The organism is Pseudoalteromonas sp. S4492, from assembly GCF_005886115.1.
GTDB classification, from domain to species: domain Bacteria; phylum Pseudomonadota; class Gammaproteobacteria; order Enterobacterales; family Alteromonadaceae; genus Pseudoalteromonas; species Pseudoalteromonas gelatinilytica.
Genome location: NZ_PNCP01000036.1, coordinates 20010 through 43901, shown reverse-complemented (window position 1 = coordinate 43901; position 23892 = coordinate 20010). Strand labels below are relative to the sequence as shown.

The 23892-nt window shown below is 41.5% G+C and carries 20 protein-coding genes; 13 read left to right on the top strand and 7 right to left on the bottom strand.

Going from position 1 to position 23892, the window contains the following annotated elements; genetic code table 11:
* The first annotated feature begins 3 nt into the window (after positions 1-3).
* Both CWC28_RS10840 and tcdA read left to right on the top strand, forming a co-directional pair.
* Entirely contained in the window at positions 4-678 is a 675-nt protein-coding gene (locus CWC28_RS10840; RefSeq protein ID WP_138625144.1) for a TIGR01621 family pseudouridine synthase, read from the top strand.
* Positions 679-1473, top strand: a complete 795-nt coding sequence (gene tcdA, locus CWC28_RS10835; protein WP_063705535.1) for a tRNA cyclic N6-threonylcarbamoyladenosine(37) synthase TcdA — start codon at positions 679-681, stop codon at positions 1471-1473.
* Between the two features lies 1 nt (position 1474).
* On the opposite strand, the gene CWC28_RS10830 is transcribed toward tcdA, so the two are convergent.
* From CWC28_RS10830 to CWC28_RS10820, 3 genes are all read right to left on the bottom strand, one after another.
* The gene (locus CWC28_RS10830; protein WP_063705534.1) at positions 1475-1888 is read right to left on the bottom strand and encodes a SufE family protein; all 414 of its coding nucleotides are present in this window, start codon (positions 1886-1888) and stop codon (positions 1475-1477) included.
* A 13-nt stretch (positions 1889-1901) separates the two neighbouring features.
* The gene (locus CWC28_RS10825; protein ID WP_138625143.1) at positions 1902-3116 is read right to left on the bottom strand and encodes an aminotransferase class V-fold PLP-dependent enzyme; all 1215 of its coding nucleotides are present in this window, start codon (positions 3114-3116) and stop codon (positions 1902-1904) included.
* A 111-nt stretch (positions 3117-3227) separates the two neighbouring features.
* Positions 3228-4514, bottom strand: a complete 1287-nt coding sequence (locus tag CWC28_RS10820; RefSeq protein WP_063705530.1) for a citrate synthase — start codon at positions 4512-4514, stop codon at positions 3228-3230.
* A 409-nt stretch (positions 4515-4923) separates the two neighbouring features.
* On the opposite strand from CWC28_RS10820, the gene sdhC reads away from it, so the two are divergent.
* The 9 genes from sdhC (at position 4924) to argA (ending at position 16293) form a co-directional block, all read left to right on the top strand.
* The gene (sdhC, locus tag CWC28_RS10815; RefSeq protein WP_082401567.1) at positions 4924-5301 is read left to right on the top strand and encodes a succinate dehydrogenase, cytochrome b556 subunit; all 378 of its coding nucleotides are present in this window, start codon (positions 4924-4926) and stop codon (positions 5299-5301) included.
* Positions 5292-5639 carry a succinate dehydrogenase, hydrophobic membrane anchor protein gene (sdhD, locus tag CWC28_RS10810; RefSeq protein WP_063705528.1) on the top strand — a complete coding sequence of 116 codons (348 nt, stop codon included), beginning with the start codon at positions 5292-5294 and terminating at the stop codon, positions 5637-5639. The genes sdhC and sdhD overlap by 10 nt, the downstream gene beginning before the upstream one ends.
* The gene (gene sdhA, locus CWC28_RS10805; protein WP_063705526.1) at positions 5640-7412 is read left to right on the top strand and encodes a succinate dehydrogenase flavoprotein subunit; all 1773 of its coding nucleotides are present in this window, start codon (positions 5640-5642) and stop codon (positions 7410-7412) included.
* 10 nt (positions 7413-7422) lie between these two features.
* On the top strand, positions 7423-8139 hold the full coding sequence (locus tag CWC28_RS10800) for a succinate dehydrogenase iron-sulfur subunit (RefSeq protein ID WP_054551369.1): 717 nt from the start codon (positions 7423-7425) through the stop codon (positions 8137-8139).
* Positions 8140-8223: 84 nt separating this feature from the next.
* Entirely contained in the window at positions 8224-11043 is a 2820-nt protein-coding gene (locus tag CWC28_RS10795) for a 2-oxoglutarate dehydrogenase E1 component (protein WP_138625142.1), read from the top strand.
* A gap of 3 nt (positions 11044-11046) precedes the next feature.
* Positions 11047-12543 (top strand): 2-oxoglutarate dehydrogenase complex dihydrolipoyllysine-residue succinyltransferase, encoded by a 1497-nt coding sequence (gene odhB / locus CWC28_RS10790; RefSeq protein WP_063705521.1) that lies wholly within the window; start codon positions 11047-11049, stop codon positions 12541-12543.
* Between the two features lie 176 nt (positions 12544-12719).
* A complete protein-coding gene (gene sucC / locus CWC28_RS10785; RefSeq protein WP_063705517.1) occupies positions 12720-13886 on the top strand; it encodes an ADP-forming succinate--CoA ligase subunit beta in 1167 nt (388 codons plus the stop codon).
* Positions 13886-14758, top strand: coding sequence for a succinate--CoA ligase subunit alpha (gene sucD, locus CWC28_RS10780; protein ID WP_063705515.1), 873 nt, complete (start codon positions 13886-13888; stop codon positions 14756-14758). Before sucC ends, sucD begins: the two co-directional genes overlap by 1 nt.
* 194 nt (positions 14759-14952) lie before the next feature.
* Positions 14953-16293 carry an amino-acid N-acetyltransferase gene (argA, locus tag CWC28_RS10775; protein WP_105174075.1) on the top strand — a complete coding sequence of 447 codons (1341 nt, stop codon included), beginning with the start codon at positions 14953-14955 and terminating at the stop codon, positions 16291-16293.
* A 41-nt stretch (positions 16294-16334) separates the two neighbouring features.
* On the opposite strand, the gene CWC28_RS10770 is transcribed toward argA, so the two are convergent.
* Complete coding sequence (locus CWC28_RS10770) at positions 16335-17405, bottom strand: DUF3083 family protein (RefSeq protein WP_105174076.1); 1071 nt, start codon at positions 17403-17405, stop codon at positions 16335-16337.
* Positions 17406-17633: 228 nt separating this feature from the next.
* Here CWC28_RS10770 and glnS point away from each other — a divergent pair, with 228 nt between their 5' ends.
* Positions 17634-19301, top strand: a complete 1668-nt coding sequence (gene glnS / locus CWC28_RS10765; RefSeq protein ID WP_138625141.1) for a glutamine--tRNA ligase — start codon at positions 17634-17636, stop codon at positions 19299-19301.
* Positions 19302-19386: 85 nt separating this feature from the next.
* Here the strand turns inward: glnS and CWC28_RS10760 are convergent, their stop codons facing one another.
* Positions 19387-21777 carry a TonB-dependent receptor gene (locus tag CWC28_RS10760; protein WP_063705508.1) on the bottom strand — a complete coding sequence of 797 codons (2391 nt, stop codon included), beginning with the start codon at positions 21775-21777 and terminating at the stop codon, positions 19387-19389.
* A gap of 154 nt (positions 21778-21931) precedes the next feature.
* Here CWC28_RS10760 and CWC28_RS10755 point away from each other — a divergent pair, with 154 nt between their 5' ends.
* A complete protein-coding gene (locus CWC28_RS10755) occupies positions 21932-22459 on the top strand; it encodes a YaeQ family protein (RefSeq protein ID WP_138625140.1) in 528 nt (175 codons plus the stop codon).
* Here the strand turns inward: CWC28_RS10755 and yfaE are convergent.
* A complete protein-coding gene (gene yfaE / locus CWC28_RS10750) occupies positions 22456-22728 on the bottom strand; it encodes a class I ribonucleotide reductase maintenance protein YfaE (protein WP_063705504.1) in 273 nt (90 codons plus the stop codon). The genes CWC28_RS10755 and yfaE overlap by 4 nt on opposite strands.
* Positions 22728-23858, bottom strand: coding sequence for a class Ia ribonucleoside-diphosphate reductase subunit beta (gene nrdB / locus CWC28_RS10745; RefSeq protein WP_063705502.1), 1131 nt, complete (start codon positions 23856-23858; stop codon positions 22728-22730). The genes yfaE and nrdB overlap by 1 nt, the downstream gene beginning before the upstream one ends.
* Between the last annotated feature and the right edge of the window lie 34 nt (positions 23859-23892).

Below are 23892 nucleotides of genomic sequence, written 5' to 3'. Positions count from 1 at the left end.
CGCATGTACGATGTAAACACTGTTCATCTTCATGCTAGTGAAGATGACTTTTTTGTTTTTTATAAACCAGCAGGTGTAAGTTTTCATAGTGAACAGTGTGCTGGTTTTGTCGTACTTGCTGAAAAGCTCGTAAACGAGAAGCTCTATCCGGTTCATAGGCTAGATAAAGTGACTTCTGGTTTAATTATTTTAGCCCGCAATAAAGAAGCCGCAGCCGAATTCACCACGCTATTTTCTGATCATAAAATAAATAAATTTTATCTAGCCGTCAGTGATGCCAAACCGAAGAAAAAACAAGGTTGGATAAAAGGGGATATGCAAAAAAGTCGTCGTGGTGCATTTAAGCTTTTAAAGACGCAAACAAACCCAGCGATTACTCGTTTTTATTCCACAAGTATTCGCCCAGGGCTTCGTGCTTATTTGTTAAAACCTTATTCAGGTAAGACACATCAGCTTAGAGTCGCGATGAAAAGCTTAGGCGCCCCAATTCTTGGTGATTCCACTTATGCAGGAAGTAAAGACGAGCGCACTAATTTGCATGCCTATGCACTACAATTTAGCTATAAAGGGCAGCTTAAAGAATATCGATGTGGTTACACTTTTGGCTTGCATCTTAACGAAGTATTTAACGCAGACGAATTCCAAGAGTGGTTCACTCCTTGGACGTTGGATTGGTAAATGAAAGAAACAACACAAGACATCCGCTTTGGTGGCATTAAACGTTTATATGGTCATCAACAATTTGATTGGTTACAACAAGCCCATTTTTGTGTCATTGGTATTGGTGGCGTAGGTAGTTGGGCTGCTGAAGCATTGGCACGAACTGGTGTAGGGCAACTAACGCTTATTGATCTTGATGATATTTGTGCAACCAATGTAAATCGTCAAATTCATGCTTTAACGGGCACTGTTGGTGAAGCAAAAGTTGAAGCCATGAAAACACGTTGTGAGTTGATAAACCCAGATATCAAAATTAATGTTATTGATGATTTTATTACCCTTGATAACATTCGTGAACATATTCAAGGCTTTGACTATGTAATTGATTGTATTGATGCTGTAAAAGAAAAAGCAGCGCTAATCGCACATTGTAAACGTATAAAACTACCGGTAATTACAACCGGTGGAGCAGGCGGGCAAACTGACCCTAGTCAAATCAGTTTTGGTGATGTTGCAAAGACAACTCATGACCCATTACTTGCAAAAGTACGTTATATTTTGCGAAAACAGTACAACTTTAGTAGCAATCCAAAGCGAAAATTTAACGTTGATTGTGTTTATTCAACTGAGCAGCTTGTATATCCAACCTCTGAAGGTGAGGTTTGCCAAGCAAAACAAGGTGCAGATGGTTCTATGAATATGGACTGTAATAATGGTTTTGGCTCTGCAACCATGGTGACAGGCAGCTTTGGCTTTTTTGTAGCAGCCAAAGCGATTAGAAAATACCTAGATAAAAAACAGCGCGGTGCCTAACTTAGCGCTTTTGTTCAGCCATGGTTTGAATTTTATCGACCATGGCTTTGATGCCATTGCCGCGAGAAGGGCTTAAATGGTTAATTAGACCAAGTCGTTCAAATTCATCATAGGCATTTATTTGCGCTGCTTGTTCCGGTGTTAGACCATTGTATAAGGCTAAAATCAAAGCCAGTAACCCTTTGACGATACGCGTATCTGAATCGCCTGCTAAAACAAGGCTATTTTCCGAGTGATCAAACTCAATATAAAGCCACACTTTACTCTCGCAGCCTTTTACAAGCGCATCATCGACCTTTAATGCATCAGGCATTGCTGGTAATTGTTTACCCAGTAGCATAATTTGGCGGTATTTTTGTTGCCAACCTGCCGCTATTTCAATGTCTTTAGTTACGGCTTTAAACGTTGAATTCATATCTTATCCAAAATTAATCTAATAATTCGATACTGTTTTTAAGTGCATTTATAAAGGCGTCAACATCGTCTTTATTGTTATATAAGGCAAAACTAGCGCGTACTGTTCCAGGAATACCTAGTTGGCTCATGATTGGCTGGGTACAGTGGTGACCACTACGTACCGCAACACCAAATCCATCAAGTAAGGTGGCAACATCAAAAGGGTGTTCATCTTTATAATTAAAACTGATGTTACCAATGTTACATTCTTGATTTGAATATATTCGAATACCGTCAATTGCTGCTAACTGGTTTATCGCATAAGCGAAAACTGTATGCTCATGTTGACGCATTTGCTGAAAATCTAAAGACGTTAAATAATTAATTGCCTCTGCAAAGGCAATGACACCCGCAATATTAGGTGTTCCTGCTTCGAATTTACCCGGTGCATCACGAAAAGTGCTCTGAGTTAAGGAAACTGTTTCTATCATTTCGCCACCGGTTTGATAAACATCGAGCGAATTTAACAGCTCATAACGTCCATATAAGCCACCTAAACCTGTTGGGCCGAGCATTTTATGGGCAGAAAATACGTAAAAGTCACACGAAATTTCTGGTAAATGAGGGCGCAAATGCATCGCCGCCTGCGCACCATCTACAACCGAAATAGCATTAATGGCTTTACATGCGCTAATGATAGGCGCTAAGTCAGTAATATTACCTAAAGTATTTGATGCATGGGTAATGGCGACAATTTTCGGCCTTTGTTGTGTGATAAATTCACTACAGTGTTCGCTATTAATACTTAAATCATTTTCTATCGGCAAAATAATGACTTGTGCACCGGTACGCTGAGCGAGTTGTTGCCAAGGGACGATATTGGCGTGATGCTCAATAGCAGATAAGGCAATCTTATCGCCAGGATTAAGCCTAGAAGCCAGACCATTTGCGATTAAATTAATCGATTCAGTTGCGCCTTTGGTCCACACTATCTCATTACTTTTTACAGAAAAATAATCAGCAAGTAGCGTTCGGGTATGTTCATAGTTGCGTGTGGCGTTTTCACTGAGAGTATGACGACCACGGTGGACATTTGCATTCTCATGGCTATAAAAGCGTGCAAGGGCATCAATTACCGCTTGTGGCTTTTGAGAGGTCGCCGCTGAGTCTAAATATACCAGAGGCTGCTCATTAACCGTTTCATTCAGCAGTGGAAAGTCAGCACGTATTTTAGCAATGTCGAACATGGAAGGCCCTTAACAGCGAGAATGCGACGATTTTAATTACTTTGCACAAATAGACAAGTGCAGGGCAACAAAAAAGGCCGCATAGCGGCCTTTTTTAAACACAAATACAGTCTAGCGTTTGTCAGCTGGAACGTAATCGCGTGAAGTTTCACCAGTGTATAACTGACGAGGACGGCTGATCTTGTGACCAGGTTGAGAAAGCATCTCATCCCAGTGAGAGATCCAACCAACAGTACGTGACATTGCAAAGATTACAGTGAACATGCTTGTTGGAATACCGATTGCTTTTAAGATGATACCTGAGTAGAAATCTACGTTAGGGTAAAGTTTCTTCTCTACGAAGTATGGGTCTTCAAGTGCAATTTGCTCAAGCTTCATTGCGATATCAAGAAGTGGATCTTGAATGTTTAGCTCAGCAAGTACTTCGTGACACGTTTGACGCATTACTGTCGCACGTGGGTCGAAGTTTTTGTATACACGGTGACCAAAGCCCATAAGACGGAAAGGATCAGACTTGTCTTTCGCTTTCGCAACGTACTCATCGATGCGGTCAACAGAACCGATTTCTTCTAACATGTTAAGACATGCTTCGTTAGCACCACCGTGTGCAGGACCCCATAGAGATGCGATACCCGCCGCGATACACGCGTAAGGGTTAGCACCTGAAGAACCTGCTAAACGAACTGTTGACGTTGATGCGTTTTGCTCGTGGTCAGCGTGAAGCATGAAGATTTTGTCCATTGCTTTAGCAAGAACAGGGCTTACTTTATATTCTTCAGCAGGTACTGAGAACATCATGTGTAAGAAGTTTTCAGCAAAGCTTAAATCGTTACGTGGGTATACGAATGGTTGACCAACGTTGTATTTGTAAGCCATCGCAGCGATAGTTGGTAATTTAGCAACTAGCTTGATTGCGCTTGTTTTACGTTGTGTAGCATCAGTGATGTCTAAATCTTCGTGGTAGAAAGAAGAAAGAGCACCTACAACACCACACAGCATTGCCATTGGGTGAGCGTCAAAGCGGAAACCTTGGAAGAAGTTTGCGATTTTAGTATCAAGCATTGTGTTGTGCGTGATTTCTTGTGCAAACGCATCGTATTGTTCTTTAGTCGGTAATTCGCCGTTTAATAGTAAGTAGCAAAGCTCGATGTAGTTTGAATCATCAGCTAATTGCTCGATTGGGTAACCACGGTGTAATAAAACACCTTTGCCGCCATCGATGTAAGTGATTGAAGATTCACAAGAACCGGTCGACATGAAACCTGGGTCATAAGTGAAATAGCCATGAGAACCTAACGTACGTACGTCGATTACGTCTTGGCCAGCAGTGCCTTGGTAAATTGGAAGTTCGATTGGATCAAGACCATCAATATGGACCGTGGCTTTCTTATCCGCCATCTATTTATCTCCTATTAAGATAACAACTCTGATTGTTATGTTCTGAATCTGTTTAAGCACATTCTTTTCATTTTAACGTGAAAGAGGGGTGTAAAGTCAATTTTTATAAACATTATGCACAAATGGATAATAAATATTCTAGCAGGATTAAATATTATACCATTGGCTAATTCGCAAACGTCTCTTACTAAACAAGAATTGTAAAAAGACCTTGGGCTATATATACTATCCAAGGTTTTATACCGTATTGTCTGTAGGTAAACTTTATTTTTACATTTGAGTTTTGCATAAGTGTGAACTTTTTGTGTATCAACACGGTTTACTTAGATAGTTCCATCGAAATTCATTTTGATGGGTTTTAGAAAAACAAGTAGATGAGCTCCTTAGTGGGCAAGATGGGCAAGTAACTGTGAAAAAGCAAAGACCTGTAAATCTAGATCTAACAACTATATCTATGCCGGCAACGGCTAAAGCATCAATTTTTCACCGCGTCACCGGTGTTGCATTATTTTTTGCTTTAACGTTTGTCATTTGGGCTTGGTCTGAGTCTCTTTCTTCTGCGGAAGGTTTTGAATTCGTCAAGGGTCTGTTCAGCGGATTCATTGCCAAATTCATAGCATGGGGCACCATTTCTGTATTGGCGTATCACTTAATCGGTGGTATCCGTCACATCATTATGGACATGGGTCACTGGGAAGAACTTGAATCAGGTAACTTCAGCGCTAAAGTTGCATTAGCTTTAGGTGTTGTAGCTGCAATTCTAGCAGGAGTGTGGATATGGTTTTAAATCAAGCAACTCTTAAACGTGATGGTGTACAAGATTTCGTATCACTACGTACAACAGCATTAATCATCAGCGCTTACGCGATTTTTATTGTTGGCTATTTTTTATGTACACCAGAAGTCACTTTTGAAGCCTGGCAAGGCCTATTCTCTAACCTAGCAATGAAAGGGTTTACACTAATTACCCTAGTTTGCATCATGGTTCACACCCGTATCGGTCTTTGGCAAGTTCTTACGGACTATGTTAAAAACGCGAAATTACGTGCTGTTTTAGGCTTTGTATTAAACCTTATGGCTGTTGCTTACGTAGCAATTGGTCTAATCGTTTTATGGGGTGTTTAAGTGAATTATTCTGTTCGTGAATTTGACGCTGTAGTGATTGGTGCCGGTGGTGCGGGTATGCGTGCTGCACTAGCTATCACTGAATCAGGCAAAACCTGTGCACTTATCTCAAAAGTTTTCCCTACACGTTCTCACACTGTGTCTGCACAGGGTGGTATTACGGTTGCGCTGGGTAACTCACATGAAGATAACTGGGAATGGCACATGTACGATACTGTTAAAGGTTCCGATTTCATCGGTGACCAAGATGCTATCGAATATATGTGTAAAACAGGTCCAGAAGCTATTACTGAATTAGAAAACATGGGTTTACCATTTTCTCGTTTTGAAAATGGCCGTGTTTATCAACGTCCTTTCGGCGGTCAGTCGAAAAACTTTGGTGGTGAACAAGCTGCACGTACTGCAGCAGCAGCTGACCGTACAGGTCACGCGCTATTACACTGTCTTTACCAGCAAAACGTTAAAAACAAAACAAACGTATTCTCTGAGTGGTATGCACTAGATTTAGTTAAGAATAGCGACGGTCACGTTGTAGGTTGTACAGCAATCGACATCGAGTCTGGCGAAGTTGTTTATTTCAAATCTAAAGCTGTTGTACTAGCAACAGGTGGTGCAGGTCGTATCTTCGCATCTACAACAAATGCTCACATCAATACAGGTGACGGCGTTGGTATGGCAACACGTGCTGGTGTTGCAATGCAAGATATGGAAATGTGGCAGTTCCACCCAACAGGTATCGCTGGCGCTGGTGTACTTGTAACTGAAGGTTGTCGTGGTGAAGGTGGTTACCTTCTAAATAAAGACGGCGAACGCTTCATGGAACGTTATGCACCAAACGCGAAAGACTTAGCATCTCGTGACGTTGTTGCTCGTTCAATGATGACTGAGATCCGTGAAGGTCGTGGTTGCGATGGTCCTTACGGTCCACACATCAAGCTTAAGCTTGACCACTTAGGTGAAGAAACACTTAACCTACGTCTACCTGGCGTATGTGACCTTGCGAAAACATTCGCACACGTTGATCCGGCAAAAGAGCCAATCCCAGTTATCCCAACATGTCACTACATGATGGGTGGTGTTCCAACTAACGTGAATGGTCAAGCATTACAAGTTGATGCAAATGGTCAAGAAAAAGTAGTTGAAGGTTTATTCGCTGTTGGTGAGATTGCGTGTGTATCTGTACACGGTGCGAACCGCCTAGGTGGTAACTCGCTACTTGACTTAGTTGTATTCGGCCGTGCGGCTGGTAACTTCCTAGGTAAATACCTAAACGGTGTTGAAGCAGGTAAAGATGCGTCTGAATCAGACCTTGAAGCATCACTTGCACGCTTTAACCGTTGGGAAAGCTCTAAAGCTGGCCAAGGTGAAGACCCAGTTCAAATCAAGAAAGACTTACAAATGTGTATGCAACTTAACTTCTCGGTATTCCGTGAAGGTGATGCAATGGCAACAGGTCTTAAAGAGCTTAAAGAAATTCGTGAACGTCTTCAGTACGCTCGTCTTGACGACAAGTCAACTGAGTTCAACACTGCACGTATCGAATGTCTAGAGCTAGATAACTTGATGGAAACAGCTTACTCAACAGCAGTAGCTGCTAACTTCCGTACAGAAAGCCGTGGTGCTCACTCTCGTTTTGACTACCCAGATCGTGATGACGAAAACTGGTTATGTCACTCAATCTACGATCCTACGACCGAAGAAATGAGCAAACGTGATGTAAACTACGCGCCGAAACTGCGTGAAGCTTTCCCACCTAAAGCACGTACATACTAGGAGCGAGACGATGGCACAAGTACAATTTTCGGTATATCGTTACAATCCAGATGTTGATAATGCACCACGTATGCAAGACTTCTCGCTAGAAACGCAAGAAGGCCAAGATATGATGGTATTGGATGCACTTATGCAATTGAAAGAGCAAGATCCAACATTATCATTCCGTCGTTCATGCCGTGAAGGTGTGTGTGGTTCAGACGGTATCAACATGAATGGTAAAAATGGTTTAGCGTGTATCACGCCTTTATCAACGCTACTTAAAGGTGGCAAAGGTAAAATCGTAATTCGCCCATTACCAGGTTTACCTGTGGTACGTGACCTTGTTATTGACATGAGTCAGTTCTACACTCAATACGAAAAAGTTAAGCCTTACCTAATCAACGACACGCCAGCGGCGGGTGAGCGTCTTCAGTCAATCGAAGAACGTGATAAGTTAGATGGCTTATATGAGTGTATCTTATGTGCATGTTGTTCAACATCGTGTCCTTCGTTCTGGTGGAATCCAGACAAGTTCATCGGTCCTGCGGGTCTTCTTCATGCGTATCGTTTCTTGGCTGATAGCCGCGATACAGCAACTGAAGAGCGTCTTGCTGACCTTGACGATGCGTTCAGCGTGTTCCGTTGTCACAGTATCATGAACTGTGTTAGCGTGTGTCCAAAAGGTCTTAACCCGACCAAAGCAATTGGACAAATCAAATCAATGCTATTAAACCGCGCTGTTTAAAGCTTGAATATGTAAGGTGGTTAAGTGATTAACCACCTTGTTTTTACAACAATTAATTTCTGCGCTAAAGAAAAGGGCTTATAAATGCACGAAGGTGTGATGAAGGCATGGCTAGAATCTTCTCACTTAAACGGCGGTAACGTTGCTTACGTAGAAGAGCTTTATGAAGCGTACTTAGATGATGCGACTTCTGTGCCAGAAGAATGGCGAGAAGTGTTCGAACAATTACCAAAAGTTGATGGTGTGGATGTTGACGTTAAACATTCAGAAGTTCGTTCACAATTTGCACAGCTTGCTAAAAACAAGCATAGAGAAGTAGTGGTAGCAGAGGGTGGCTCTGGTGATCCTAAACAGGTCAAAGTGCTACAACTTATTAATGCTTTCCGTTTCCGTGGTCACCAAAATGCCAACCTAGATCCATTAGGTATTTGGCAACGCGAACGTGTTCGTGATCTTGAATTAGAGTACCACGAATTATCTGAAGCTGATTTTGACCGTGAATTCAATGTGGGTTCGTTTGCTGTCGGTCGCGAAACCATGCCATTAGGTGAGCTATATCAAGCGCTTAAAACGACTTATTGTGGGTCGGTTGGTGCTGAATATATGCACATCACTTCAACTGAAGAAAAGCGTTGGTTACAACAACGTTTAGAATCAGTGCAATCACGTCCAACCTTCTCAAAAGAAGAAAAGCTACGTATCCTTAAAGGATTAACAGCTGCAGATGGCCTTGAAAAATACCTAGGGGCTAAGTTCCCAGGTGCAAAACGTTTCTCACTTGAAGGTGGTGATGCGTTAGTACCAATGCTTAAAGAACTTATTCATCGTGCAGGTGAAAGCGGACAAAAAGAAGCTGTTATTGGTATGGCTCACCGCGGTCGCTTGAACGTACTAGTGAACGTATTAGGTAAAAACCCATCAGAATTATTCGATGAGTTCGCTGGTAAACACAAAGACACATTAGGCTCAGGTGATGTTAAATATCACATGGGTTATTCATCTGACTTTGCAACTAAGGGCGGCAACGTGCACATGGCACTTGCATTTAACCCTTCTCACTTAGAAATCGTTAACCCAGTAGTTATGGGTTCGGTACGTGCGCGTTTAGACCGTCTAGGTGACAAGTCAGGTATTAAAGCTTTACCAATTACTATTCACGGTGACTCTGCAATCGCAGGTCAAGGTGTTGTACAAGAAACATTTAACTTATCGCAAACTAATGCATTTAGTTGTGGTGGTAGTATCCGTATCGTTGTTAATAACCAAGTTGGTTTCACAACGTCTAAGCAGTCTGATGTACGTTCTACACCATACTGTACTGATATTGCGAAAATGGTTCAGGCACCAATTTTCCACGTTAACTCTGATGACCCAGAAGCGGTTGCATTTGTAACTCAAATCGCTCTTGATTTCAGAAATCAGTTTAAACGTGATGTAGTGATTGATTTAGTATGTTATCGCCGACATGGTCATAACGAAGCGGATGAGCCGAATGCGACTCAACCACTTATGTACCAAAAAATCAAAAAACACCCAGTTCCTCGTTTAATTTACGCAGATCAACTTGTTGCTGAAGGTTCATTCTCTGAAGATGAAATTAAAGCACTAGCAGATGATTACCGTAATGGCTTAGACAAAGGCAACTGTGTTGTTGAAGAAATTCAGCCAGAAACATCACACTCTTCTGATTGGGCTAAATTTGTTGGCCACGATTGGGATGTTGAGTACGATGCAACAGTGTCTGTTGAAAAGTTAAAAGAACTTGGTGAAAAGGTCGCAAACTACCCAGAAAGCCACAAAGCTCAGTCTCGTGTTAAGAAAATCTACGATGACCGTAAGCTAATGGCAACAGGCGAAAAAGCGCTTGATTGGGGTATGGCCGAAACACTTGCTTACGCAACACTTGTTGATGCAGGTACTGATATTCGCTTAACAGGTCAAGACTCAGGCCGTGGTACATTCTTCCACCGTCATGCTGTAATCCATAACCAAAAAGACGCTTCAACTTACTTGCCGCTGCAAAATATCAGCGAAAAGCAAGGTGCGTTTGAAGTATTCGACTCTGTACTTTCAGAAGAAGCGGTACTTGCATTTGAATACGGTTACGCAACAGCTGAGCCGACTTCACTTGTTATGTGGGAAGCGCAGTTTGGTGACTTCGCTAACGGTGCACAAGTTGTATTCGACCAATTCTTAAGCTCAGGTGAGCAGAAGTGGGGCCGTTTATGTGGTCTTACATGTTTACTTCCACATGGTTATGAAGGTCAAGGTCCTGAGCATAGCTCGGCACGTCTTGAGCGTTTCTTACAATTGTGTGCTGATCACAACATGCAAGTTTGTGTGCCTTCAACACCTGCGCAAGTTTATGCAATGCTACGTCGCCAATCTGTACGTCCACTTCGTCGTCCATTGATTGTTATGACACCAAAGTCATTACTTCGTCATCCGCTGGCAACATCAACACTTGAAGAGTTATCGGAAGGTGTGTTCCACAACATGATCGACGAAATCGATGATATTGCAGCAGACAAAGTAGAACGCGTTGTATTCTGTAGCGGTAAAGTTTATTACGAGCTACTACAAGAGCGTCGCAAGCTTGAATTAAATAACATTGCTATTGTTCGTGTAGAACAATTATATCCATTCCCACATGCTGAAATGGATACAATCATGCAACGTTACCAACACGTTAAAGATTTTGTTTGGTGTCAAGAAGAGCCACAAAACCAAGGTGCATGGTATTGCTCTCAACATCATTTTGTTGATGCAATCCCAGCGGGTGCTAAATTAACTTACGCAGGTCGTAAAGCATCAGCATCACCAGCGTGTGGTTACATGTCAGTGCATAATAAAGAACAACAAGCGCTCGTTGCTGATGCGCTTACTATTGAAAAGAAAGGATAAGCAATGAGCACAGAAATTAAAGTTCCTGTACTTCCTGAGTCGGTTGCTGATGCTACAGTTGCAACATGGCACGTAAGTGTTGGCGACAAAGTAAGCCGCGACCAAAACTTAGTAGATATCGAAACAGATAAAGTTGTTTTAGAAGTTGTTGCACCAAATGACGGTGTGATCACTGAAATTTCACAAGAAGAAGGTGCAACGGTACTTGGCGAACAAGTAATTGCATTACTTGGTGATGCAGATGCTGCACCAGCAAGTGATAGTGCACCAGCTAAATCAGAAGACGCGCCAGCGGCGCAATCAGCACCAGCATCAGAAGGTAAAGAAGTGGACATTAAAGTACCTGTACTTCCAGAATCAGTCGCAGACGCGACAATTGCTACTTGGCACGTTCAACCAGGTGAAGCGGTAACTCGCGATCAAAACCTAGTTGACATCGAAACTGATAAAGTTGTTCTTGAAGTTGTTGCTCAAGAAGACGGTATCATGGGTGAGCACATTCACGCTGAAGGCGAAACAGTACTTGGTGAGCAAGTAATTGGTACAGTTAAAGCGGGTGCAGCACCGGCAGCAGCAGCTCCTAAAGCTGAAGCAGCACCAGCAAGCGATTCAAGCGACAGCTCTGACGTTTTAACACCGTCAGTACGCCGTTTAATTGCTGAGAAAGGTCTTGATGCATCTAAAATCAAAGGTACAGGCAAAAACGGTCGTGTAACTAAAGAAGATGTTGATACATTCTTAAAAGCACCTGCAGCAGCACCAAAAGCTGAAGCAGCAGCGCCAGCAGCACCTATGGGTGACCGTACGCAAAAACGTGTTCCTATGACGCGTTTACGTAAAACAATTGCTAATCGTCTTCTTGAAGCGAAAAACTCTACTGCAATGTTAACGACGTTCAACGAAGTTAATATGAAGCCAATCATGGATCTTCGTAAGCAGTACCAAGAAGTATTTGAAAAGCGTCACGGTATCCGTTTAGGTTTCATGTCTTTCTATGTGAAAGCTGTAACTGAAGCACTTAAGCGTTTCCCTGAAGTTAATGCGTCTATTGACGGTGATGATATTGTTTATCACAACTACTTCGACATCAGCATCGCGGTTTCTACACCACGTGGTCTTGTGACACCAGTTCTTAAAGATTGTGACAAACTTTCAGTTGCTGAAATCGAAAAAGGTATCCGTGAGCTTGCGATTAAAGGTCGTGACGGTAAATTATCTATCGAAGATATGACAGGTGGTAACTTCACAATTACTAACGGTGGTGTGTTCGGTTCATTACTATCTACACCAATCATCAACTTACCACAGTCTTCAATCTTAGGTATGCACAAAATCCAAGATCGTCCAATGGCTGTAAATGGTAAAGTTGAAATCTTACCAATGATGTATTTAGCGTTATCTTATGATCACCGCCAAATCGATGGTAAAGAATCAGTAGGCTTCCTAGTAACAATTAAAGAGTTACTTGAAGATCCAACTCGTTTACTACTAGATGTTTAATCTGGTTGTATAAAAACTAAGCTGTGAACCTCGTTCACAGCTTTTTTTTTGCGCCTTTGGTCTAACTGGGGTTTTCATGTGGAGCCTTGGGATTTATACTAAGTGCGCAATTTGGGATAGCTGGCTATTTGCATAAATATTCAGCTCTTTTAGTATAAAAAATTGGATAAAGCATCATGAATTTGCATGAGTATCAGGCAAAACAACTTTTTGCCGAATATGGTTTACCAGTTTCTCAAGGTTTCGCTTGCGATACACCTGAAGAAGCTGCAGCAGCTGCTGAGAAAATCGGCGGTGATATGTGGGTTGTTAAAACACAGGTTCACGCAGGTGGCCGTGGTAAAGCTGGCGGTGTTAAGCTAGTTAAAACAATCGACGAAGTTAAAGAGTTCGCTGCGAACTGGTTAGGTAAAAACTTAGTTACTTACCAAACAGACGAAAATGGTCAGCCAGTAGCTAAAATCCTTGTTGAAAGCTGCACTGACATCGCTAACGAATTATACCTTGGCGCTGTAGTAGATCGTGCTTCTCGTAAAGTTGTTTTCATGGCATCTACTGAAGGTGGTGTTGAAATCGAGCAAGTTGCAGAAGAAACTCCAGAATTAATTCACAAAGCTGAGATCGATCCACTAGTTGGTCCTCAAGCTTACCAAGCTCGTGAATTAGGTTTCAAACTAGGTTTAAACCCTACTCAAATGAAACAGTTCGTTAAGATCTTCATGGGTCTTGCAAACATGTTCAACGATTTCGATTTCGCATTATTAGAAATCAACCCGCTAGTTATCACAGACGAAGGTAACCTTCACTGTCTAGACGGTAAAATCGGTGTAGATGGTAACGCGCTTTACCGTCAACCTAAAATCCGTGAAATGCACGATCCTTCACAAGAAGACGCGCGTGAAGCTCACGCTGCAAGCTTCGAGCTTAACTACGTTGCACTAGACGGTAACGTTGGTTGTATGGTTAACGGTGCAGGCCTAGCGATGGGTACAATGGACATCGTAAACCTACACGGTGGTAAGCCAGCTAACTTCCTAGATGTTGGTGGTGGTGCTACTAAAGAGCGTGTATCTGAAGCATTCAAGATCATCCTATCTGACGACAACGTTAAAGCTGTTTTAGTTAACATCTTTGGTGGTATCGTACGTTGTGACATGATCGCTGAAGGTATCATTGGCGCAGTTAAAGAAGTAGGCGTAAACGTTCCTGTAGTAGTACGTTTAGAAGGTACTAACGCTGAACTAGGTCGTGAAGTACTTGCTAAGTCTGACCTTAACATCATCGCTGCTGAATCACTAACAGACGCAGCTGAGAAAGTTGTTGCTGCTGCGGAGGGCAAATAATGTCTGTATTAATCAATAAAGATACAAAGGTTATCTGTCAAGGTTTCACAGGTGGTCAAGGTACTTTCCACTCTGAGCAAGCGCTTGAGTACGGTACACAAATGGTTGGTGGTGTAAGCCCAGGTAAAGGCGGTCAAACGCACCTTGGTCTTCCAGTATTCAACACAGTACGTGACGCTGTTGAAGCAACTGGCGCAACTGCATCAGTTATCTACGTACCAGCACCTTTCTGTAAAGATGCAATCTTAGAAGCTATCGATGCTGGCATCGAGCTAATCGTTTGTATCACTGAAGGTATCCCAACACTAGACATGGTTGACGTTAAAGTTAAGCTTGAAGAAACTGGTGTTCGTATGATCGGTCCTAACTGCCCAGGTGTTATCACTCCGGGTGAAACTAAGATCGGTATCATGCCTGGTCACATCCACAAGCCTGGTAAAGTAGGTATCGTATCACGTTCTGGTACTTTAACTTACGAAGCGGTTAAGCAAACTACTGACGCTGGTTTCGGCCAATCAACATGTGTTGGTATCGGTGGTGACCCAATCCCTGGTACTAACTTCATCGACGTTTTAGAAATGTTCGAAAAAGACGAGCAAACTGAAGCTATCGTTATGATCGGTGAAATCGGTGGTACTGCAGAAGAAGAAGCTGCAGAATACATCAAGCACAACGTGACTAAACCTGTTGTTTCTTACATTGCGGGTGTTACTGCACCTCCAGGTAAGCGTATGGGTCACGCAGGTGCAATCATCGCAGGCGGTAAAGGTACTGCTGATGAGAAATTTGCTGCATTAGAAGCTGCTGGCGTAAAAACTGTACGTTCACTAGCTGATATCGGTGCTGCACTTAAAGAGAAAACAGGCTGGTAATCAGTTCTGAACTCTTAAAGAAGGCTCGCTTATGCGGGCCTTTTTTGTATCTATCACTTTCTTATAACCCGCACTAAAATTCCGCCTGCAAATTAAGAATAATAATGCTTTATTTGTGAATATAAATTCTCTACACTTGTGGCTTGTATAGTTGTTTTTATTAAAACATTCGACTTTAATAAGGTAAATATTACGTGCGTACCACAGAATTGGTAGATGGATTTCGCCAGTCAACCCCTTATGTAAATGCTCACAGAGGCAAAACATTCGTTGTCATGCTTGGTGGTGAGGCGATTGATCAGTCTGGTTGTCGCAGTATCATCAATGATATTGCGCTTTTAACGAGTCTTGGTATTAAGATTGTTTTAGTGTTTGGTGCTCGCCCACAGTTTAATGCCGCGCTTGAGCAAGTTGGCATAACTAGTCAGTTTCACAATGAGATACGAGTGACCGATAACGAAACGTTTGATGTAATAAAAAAAGTTGCCGGTGCAATGCAATTTGACATCACAGCACGCTTATCGACATCTTTGAGTAGTACACCAATGTCAGGTTCTTTCTTAAATGTTGTCAGCGGTAATTTTGTTATTGCTCAACCCTTAGGTGTTGATGAAGGTGTCGATTACCATCACTCAGGAAGAGTGAGACGCATTGACGTTGCAGGCATTCGCCATCAGCTAAATAACAACGGTATCGTGTTACTCGGTCCGATTGCAGCATCAGTGACAGGTGAAAGCTTTAACTTAACAGCAGAAGAAATTGCCACACAAGTAGCGTTAAAACTGCGTGCTGATAAGATGCTAGGCTTTTGCCAAGAAGCTGGTATTTTGGATGAAAATGGCGAAGCAATCGCTGAGCTTATGCCAAATGAAGCAGAGCATGTATTAGCGAATTATCGCAATCAACCAGATTCATGTTTAAGTGCAACCGTATTCTTACAAGCGGCGATTGATGCGTGTCGTGGTGGTGTACATCGCTGTCACTTAGTGAGTTACAAAGAAGACGGTGCTTTGTTGCAAGAGCTGTTCTCTTTAGATGGGATCGGTACGCAAATCGCGCCGCAAAGCTCTGAGCAATTACGAAGTGCAAGTATCTCTGATATCACGGGGATTATTAACCTTATCAGACCACTTGAAGAGCAGGGCTATTTAGTGCGTCGTTCGCGTGAGCAACTTGAAATTGAAATTGAGCAATTTACAGTAATTGAGCGTGATGGCGTTATCATTGCCTGTGCTGCGCTATATCCGTTTGCTGATGAACAAGTGGGAGAATTTGCGAGTTTGGCTGTGCATCCACAATATCGAGATGCCGATCGTGGCAGTTTTCTTCTGCGATTTATCATCAACAAGGCTAAACGTGCGGGTTACTCACATTTATTTGCCTTAACGACACGTAGCATCCACTGGTTTTTAGAGCAGAGTTTTGAATTGGTAACAGTCGATGAGTTGCCAGCTAAGAAAAAAGCGCTTTATAACTATGAGAGACGTTCTAAGGTACTGCGTTTAGACCTTACTAAGTTAAGTAAAAACCGTTAATTAAAAGGTGACGCAAGCGCGTCACCTCTCATTGTTATTCATTAATATTGATAATTTATGTGCTGATAAAAACGCACACGTAAATCTTGGCGAGTCGGATTAAACGCCAGTTCATCGGTTACTTCATTTATGGCACTTTGTACTTGATTCATAAACTTACCATAACCAATGTCATGCTTGTCTTTATCTGCTGCTGCAATCACAAAATGTAGCGCATCAACAAGTTGATTAGCATCCCAATACTGTTGTAACTGTACTTGTTCAGTACTGCAATCAAAGGTTAGTTTTTGCAGTTCACTGTTACTTTGTGCGTTATCAATATTGCTATTACGCACAATCGGGCGCGTACCATTTGCGATAAATGCGCCTAGGGTTAATCCGCGTTTTTCACATGCACGTTTGAATGCATCAAAGATGTATTGATAAAACTGCGTGTAATTCTCTTCATTCAACATATGTTGAAATTGCGTTTTAATGGCACGTGTAACAGGAATTGAAAAACCTGCATAGGTCATTTCGCTATGTTCATTGGGTAAATGACATTGGCGAGACTGATAACGTGGGTATAAGCTACGTAATTTATAACCATAGCTTTCTTTGTGACCTTTTGCTTTGGCAAATAAATCGTAAGTTAGGTGTTGATGATCGCGAATTTTAAGCGGTGGTTGGCCGCTTAATAGTTTTTCTTGTAATGAGTTAATCACTCGTTGCACATTATGATGAAAACTTGCTGCATGTGCACGAATATCTTCACCGGTTGCTAAGAATAATAAACGTATTTTTTTGCATCTAACTTCACCATCGGCAAATACATTATGTGCTTCATGGTATTGCGGATTGTAGAAAAATAAAATCTGCTTAGCGGTTTCTAAACTGTATGCTTCATCATGGTAACGAACCACAGGTAGTTTATCGTTTGCGATTAAATGTACGTTATGCAATTCATACTCATCACATAGCGCAAATAATTCCCTTGCAAGACGCTTATAAGCGCAGCTCACATTAGTAAACTGGGCAAAAAACTCATCAGTAGGTTTAAATTCAACTAACACATACTGGTTTGCACGTGCTGAGCTAGGAATATAGACTCGGTGTTGATTGAGCGAAGCCATCTTTTTTCCTTATTGGTAATGAAACTGACGGCACTATATCGCTAGTCAATGATCATTTTATTGCGTTAGAACAATTTTTTTACCGATTTTGTCCAGTCTGTGAACTATGTATTCAAGAATCGACTTATTATCTTCAATAAACATGGTTCAACTACTGTATGTTAGGGTTTGTTTTTGTAATAATGCAGTAGTTTTGTCACCATGCAATATTCAGAGGATTATGCTCCTATGGCGGAAATTGAGAATCGCCCAAGTAACTTTATTAGAACGCGTATCGATGAAGATCTCGCAAGCGGTAAGCATGCGACTACGCACACGCGTTTTCCACCAGAACCAAACGGTTTCTTACACATTGGTCATGCAAAGTCGATTTGCTTAAACTTTGGTATTGCCAAAGATTATCAAGGTCTTTGTAATTTACGTTTTGATGATACTAATCCAGAAAAAGAAGACATCAATTACGTAAACTCAATTAAAGAAGATGTGCAGTGGTTAGGTTTCCAGTGGGATGGTGAAATCAAATATTCATCTAACTATTTCGATGCGTTATACGGCTATGCTGTTGAGCTAATCGAAAAAGGCCTTGCGTATGTGTGTTTCTTGTCACCAGAGCAAGCACGTGAATACCGTGGAACATTAAAAGAGCCAGGTAAAAACAGCCCTTACCGTGATACACCGATTGAAGAAAACTTAGCGCTTTTTGAAAAAATGCGTAATGGTGAATTCAAAGAAGGCGAGTGTGTACTGCGTGCAAAAATCGATATGGCTAGCTCGTTTATCGTTTTACGTGACCCGATTTTATACCGTGTACGTTTTGCACATCATCACCAAACGGGTGACAAGTGGTGCATCTACCCAATGTATGACTTCACGCACTGTATCTCTGATGCGTTAGAAGGTATCACACATTCATTATGTACTCTTGAGTTCCAAGATAACCGTCGTTTATACGATTGGGTATTAGATAACATCAGCCTTGAATGTCATCCTCAACAAATCGAGTTTTCACGTTTAAACCTTGAATACACGATTATGTCTAAGCGTAAATTAAACGACTTAGTGGTTAATGGTCATGTTGAAGGCTGGGACGATCCACGTATGCCAACTATTGCTGGTTTGCGTCGTCGCGGTTATACACCTGCATCAGTACGTGAATTCTGTTCTCGCATCGGTATCACCAAGCAAGAAAACATGGTTGAAATGGGTATGCTTGAAGCGTGTATCCGTGAAGATCTTAATGAGCATGCACCGCGTGCAATGGCTGTTCTAGATCCGGTGAAGATTATTATCGAAAACTATGATGCCGATAAAGTAGAAACTTTATCTGTAGCAAACCACCCGAATAAAGAAGAAATGGGTCGCCGTGATGTGCCTTTCACTCGTGAACTGTATATCGAGCGTGAAGATTTCCGTGAAGAAGCAAACAACAAGTTCAAACGTTTAGTGCTTGATAAAGAAGTACGTTTACGTGGTGCTTATGTAATTAAAGCGGAGCGCGTTGAAAAAGACGAAAACGGTGAAATCACGACTATTTTCTGCTCATACGATCCAGAAACACTGGGTAAAAACCCGAGCGATGGTCGTAAAGTTAAAGGTGTTATTCACTGGGTTTCAGCGAGTGAGTCAATTACTGCAGAAGTTCGTTTATACGACCGCTTATTCAACGTACCAAACCCAGCTGCTGCTGAAGACTTCAATGCAACGTTAAACCCTGAATCACTTGTGGTTCTTGCTAACGCGAAACTTGAACCGTCACTTGTTAATGCACAAGCAGAGCAGGGCTTCCAGTTTGAACGTATGGGTTACTTCTGTCGTGATAACAAAGCCGACTCATTAGTATTCAATCAAACTGTGGGTCTTCGTGATTCATGGGCGAAGATTGAACAAAAAGGCTAATAGCTAATCTATTAAGTTTCTAAACTTAATAAAAAACCCTTTCACTTTTAAAGTGAAAGGGTTTTTTTATAACCATTTAAAGCGATTAGAAATAACCGCGAATACCCAAGCTGAAGTTACGACCAGGTAATGGTGCTTTTTCTTTAATGAATGAACTGTGTACGAAACCTAATTCATCGGTTAAGTTGTCAACATTAATATAAAGCTGTGTATCAACAGGGCCTAAATCAAGTTGGTAGTTAGCTGATGCATCAAACAATGTGTAACCATCTGTTTTTGTTTCATACGCAGTGATGTCAGATTGCTCAAAGTAATGAGTGCCTGTTAGGCTAAATTGCCAATCCGCTACTGTGTACTGTAATTCCGAGCCTAGTTTATTAGCCGGAATACGCGGTAAGTAACCTTCATCATCTTTTAACTTAGCGGTTGTTGAATCGCCAAATACTTTTACTAAGGCACTTGGTGTGACTTGATAGTGCACATCAAATTCAATACCGTATAGTTTTGCGTCTTTACTAGTAAACTGATAAACCGCCATCGCATCTTCATCAGCATCAGCTTGACTGGTTAAGCCATTATCTTCATCAAAGGCTAAGCCCGTATTCTGCTGGTAATAGTAGTTTTCAATATCGTTATAGAAAAAGTTAACGGTATAACCAAAGTCACCAATAAAACGACGGAAACTTAAATCAAAGTTGGTTGATGTTTCTTGTTTGATATCTTCAGGTTCAAAATGAATTTCACCGTCTTCGATATGATAGCCAAGACCTAGTTCATAAGTGCCTGTTGCAATATGAACACCATTTGATAGTAATTCAGCACTTAGCGGCGCACGCTCAGAACGAGATACACTTAAAGCAACACTTTGGCCTTCTTGATACTGCCAAATTGCGCCTGCAGATAAGCTAAGGTTAGTGAAATCTTCACTGTAGTTAATGATTTCTGCTTCTTCTTCATCGTGATCTTCTTCTTCTGCTTCATGATCATGATGATGTTCAGCCATGCTAACTGCAGAGTCGATTTGGTAATCTTCAAGTCGTGCACCTAATTCAACGGTAACATCACCAAATTGACGCTCTTCAAGCATGAATAATGCATTTGATTTTGTCACACTTGCAGGTGTAAAGGCTTCTTCACCATCTGCATCATAGTCAGATTCAGTGTAATGATAACCCGCCATACCGTGCCAAAGACCTAATTTATGCTCAACAGTGGCACGTGCTTCTGTGGTTTTGTTTGAAAACACAGTACCAACAGCACCATCTTCAATTTCAGCATGTTTATAGTCAGTGTAACCAACACGTAATGAGATATTTTCAATCCAATTATCATGCAGCGCATAGCTCATGTAACCTTGCCAACGATCTTGCTCTAATTGTGCAAAAACAGACTCTTCATGTTCTTCTTCATCATGATCAGCCGCTTCTTCTTCATGATGGTGGTGTTCATGTGCTGGAATACCATAGTCAGTTTCGATACGACCATAAGATACACCTAAGGTCAGGTGTTCACCCACATAGCTGGTACCGAAGTTTACATTTTGGCTATCGATAAAGGTATTTTCAACACTGTTAGCTGTTTCGTGCTCTTCATGATCTTCACCTTCATGTTCATCGTGCTCCTCAGGAAGCTCGAATGTTGGTGTTTTATAGTCATGGCCTTTACGCTTAGTACCATCAAAATGGAAGTTGAAGCCATCGTTACCGGTTTCAAGTTTTGCAGCATAGGTGTTGGTATTTGATACTGTATCGTGAGTGTACTGAGCAGCACCGGTTAAAGTGTCAATGTTATCGGTAGGAATACGGTTATCAACTACGTTAACCACACCACCAATTGCGCCAGAGCCATAAAGTAGGGTAGCTGGGCCGCGAAGTACTTCGATTTGCTCAGCTGCTAAGCTGTCGTTCGATGTTGCGTGATCTGGACCAATACGAGATGCATCGCTGCTATCAAGACCATTTTGAGTGATTTTAACACGTGGACCATCTAAGCCACGAATAATCGGGCTCGAAGATACTGGGCCAAAGTAACTGGCATTAACGCCTGGTAATCCTTTAAGTGTTTCGCCTAGAGTTGGTTTTGCCTTATCTTTTAGTTCATCACCGGCTAAAACATTCACTGGTGAAATCATTTCAAGGCTATTTTTATGAAGTGCAGAGGCATAAACAACCACAGTCTCAACTGAGGTTGGGGTAAGTGTAACAACCAGGTTTTGATTTTCACCGTTGATAGCAACGCGTTTATCAATGTAATTGTCTTTACTAATGTGCAGCTGGCCTTTGTTGTCTACATCAATTTTAAATTGACCTTGTGTATCGGTGACAACAGATTGCGATTTACCATGTACGTGTATTTCGGCATTACTGATAGGTTGTTGGTTTTTATCTAATACTTGACCTGTGATCACAGCAGCCATTGTTGATTGGGAAAACAGCGCAGCGGCAACAGCACTAGAAAGAATTGAAAGTTGCTTCATCATTACTACTTCTAAGTTTGTTGTTGAGTGTTGTGATATAATATAACACCGCAATTTTTTAACTGCAATAACGTTATACTATAACTTTACCTTATGTCGCGATTTTAACACCATACACTATACTTAGACTGTTACAGTGAGATGGCCAACTCTTATGTCTGATAAAAATAGGGTGTTTAAAGCAAATTTTACGATTGCTGATTTAAGAGCAAATCGTAATCACAAAGAGGTGTTTACTACGGCCTGTGGTCGTCGTGAAAGCTATCAGCATTTTGTACTTAAACTATTAAGTTATTGCTTATTTTCTCATAATGAATCGGCCATCTTGAATACAAGCCATAGCGATTCTGAGCCTGATGTATCAATAAAAGCGTTGGATGATCATTATCAAACCTGGCTGGCTGTTGACCAACCCGATATTGTGCAGCTCAATAAAATAGCGAAACGAGTGGATGAATTATGGGTTGTTACGACGCTAAACCATGAGTGGTTACAAGAGTATGAGCATCAACTAGAGCTGATAAATAATAGCCATTTAATTGCTTTTGATGGCAACTTTATTGAGCAATTGGCGAGTCATTTAACGAAGAACTTACAGTGGGATGTAACCATAGATCAACAAACAGTGAGTGTGTCAGACAAAGAAAACTTCTACCAAACAAATGAACTTGTGTGGCATTAAAGTTCTATTTTCACCTTACCATTGGGTTTACTACAACACAGTAACACTTCGCCTGTTCGAACAAACGCAAGTGGCTCTTGATTGTAGCTCACATCACCTTCAACTAATTTTGCACGGCATGCGCCACAATAACCTTCACGGCATTGGTAGGGGACATCTATTTTGTGTTGTTCTAGGCATTCAAGGAGAGATGAACAGCCAGAATCAAAATCAAGATCCTGGCTGTCTGTTCCTGCAAGGATAACCTGTGCAGTGGTATTCGCGCTCATTACAGGTCGAAGTCACCAAAATCTGATGCATCAACTTGTGAATCAATTTGGCCAACTAGGTAAGAGCTGATTTCAGCTTCTTGCGGCGCAACCTGAACATTGTCAGATACTAACCATGAGTTGATCCAAGGAATAGGGTTACTCTTACTTTCAAATTGAGCTGGCAAACCTACCGCAGTCATACGTGCATTTGTAATGTATTCAACGTATTGACATAAGATATCTTTGTTAAGACCGATCATTGAACCATCTTTAAATAGATACTCAGCCCAATCTTTTTCTTGTTCAGCGGCCTCTTTAAACATCTGGATCGCTTCTTCACGGCATTGTGCAGCAACGATTGCCATTTCTGGGTCGTCTTTACCTTCTTGCATGATGTTTAAGATGTGTTGCGTACCAGATAAGTGCAATGCTTCATCACGCGCGATTAGCTTGATGATTTTTGCATTACCTTCCATTAATTCACGTTCTGCGAACGCAAATGAACAAGCAAAACTAACGTAGAAGCGAATCGCTTCAAGAATGTTAACCGACATCATCGCAAGGTAAAGTTGCTTTTTAAGATCAAAAAGGTTGACCTTAACTTCTTCACCGTTGATCACATGTTTACCTTCACCGTACAGGTTGTAAACAGAAATCATGTTGATTAAGTCATCGTAGTATTTAGTTACGGCATCCGCACGCTCGCTGATTTTCTCGTTACTTACGATGTCATCAAAGATAAGCTCTGGCGATTGCGTCACGTTACGAATAATGTGCGTGTATGAACGGCTGTGAATGGTTTCACTGAATGCCCATGTTTCAATCCATGTTTCAAGCTCAGGAATAGACACAATGGGTAGTAACGCAACGTTAGGCGAGCGACCTTGTACACTATCAAGTAATGTTTGATATTTTAAGTTACTCAAAAAGATGTGTTTTTCGTGCTCTGGTAACGCTTGGAAGTCAAGACGGTCTTTACTTACGTCAACCTCTTCAGGACGCCAAAAGAACGATAATTGTTTTTCAATTAGCTTCTCGAAGATAGGGTACTTTTGTTGGTCGTAACGTGACACGTTTACAGTTTGGCCGAAAAACATCGGTTCTTGTAATTGGTTATTATGATTTCGGCTAAAAGTTGTATATGACATAGTGATTACTCAAAAAACAGTCAGGACAAAGCGG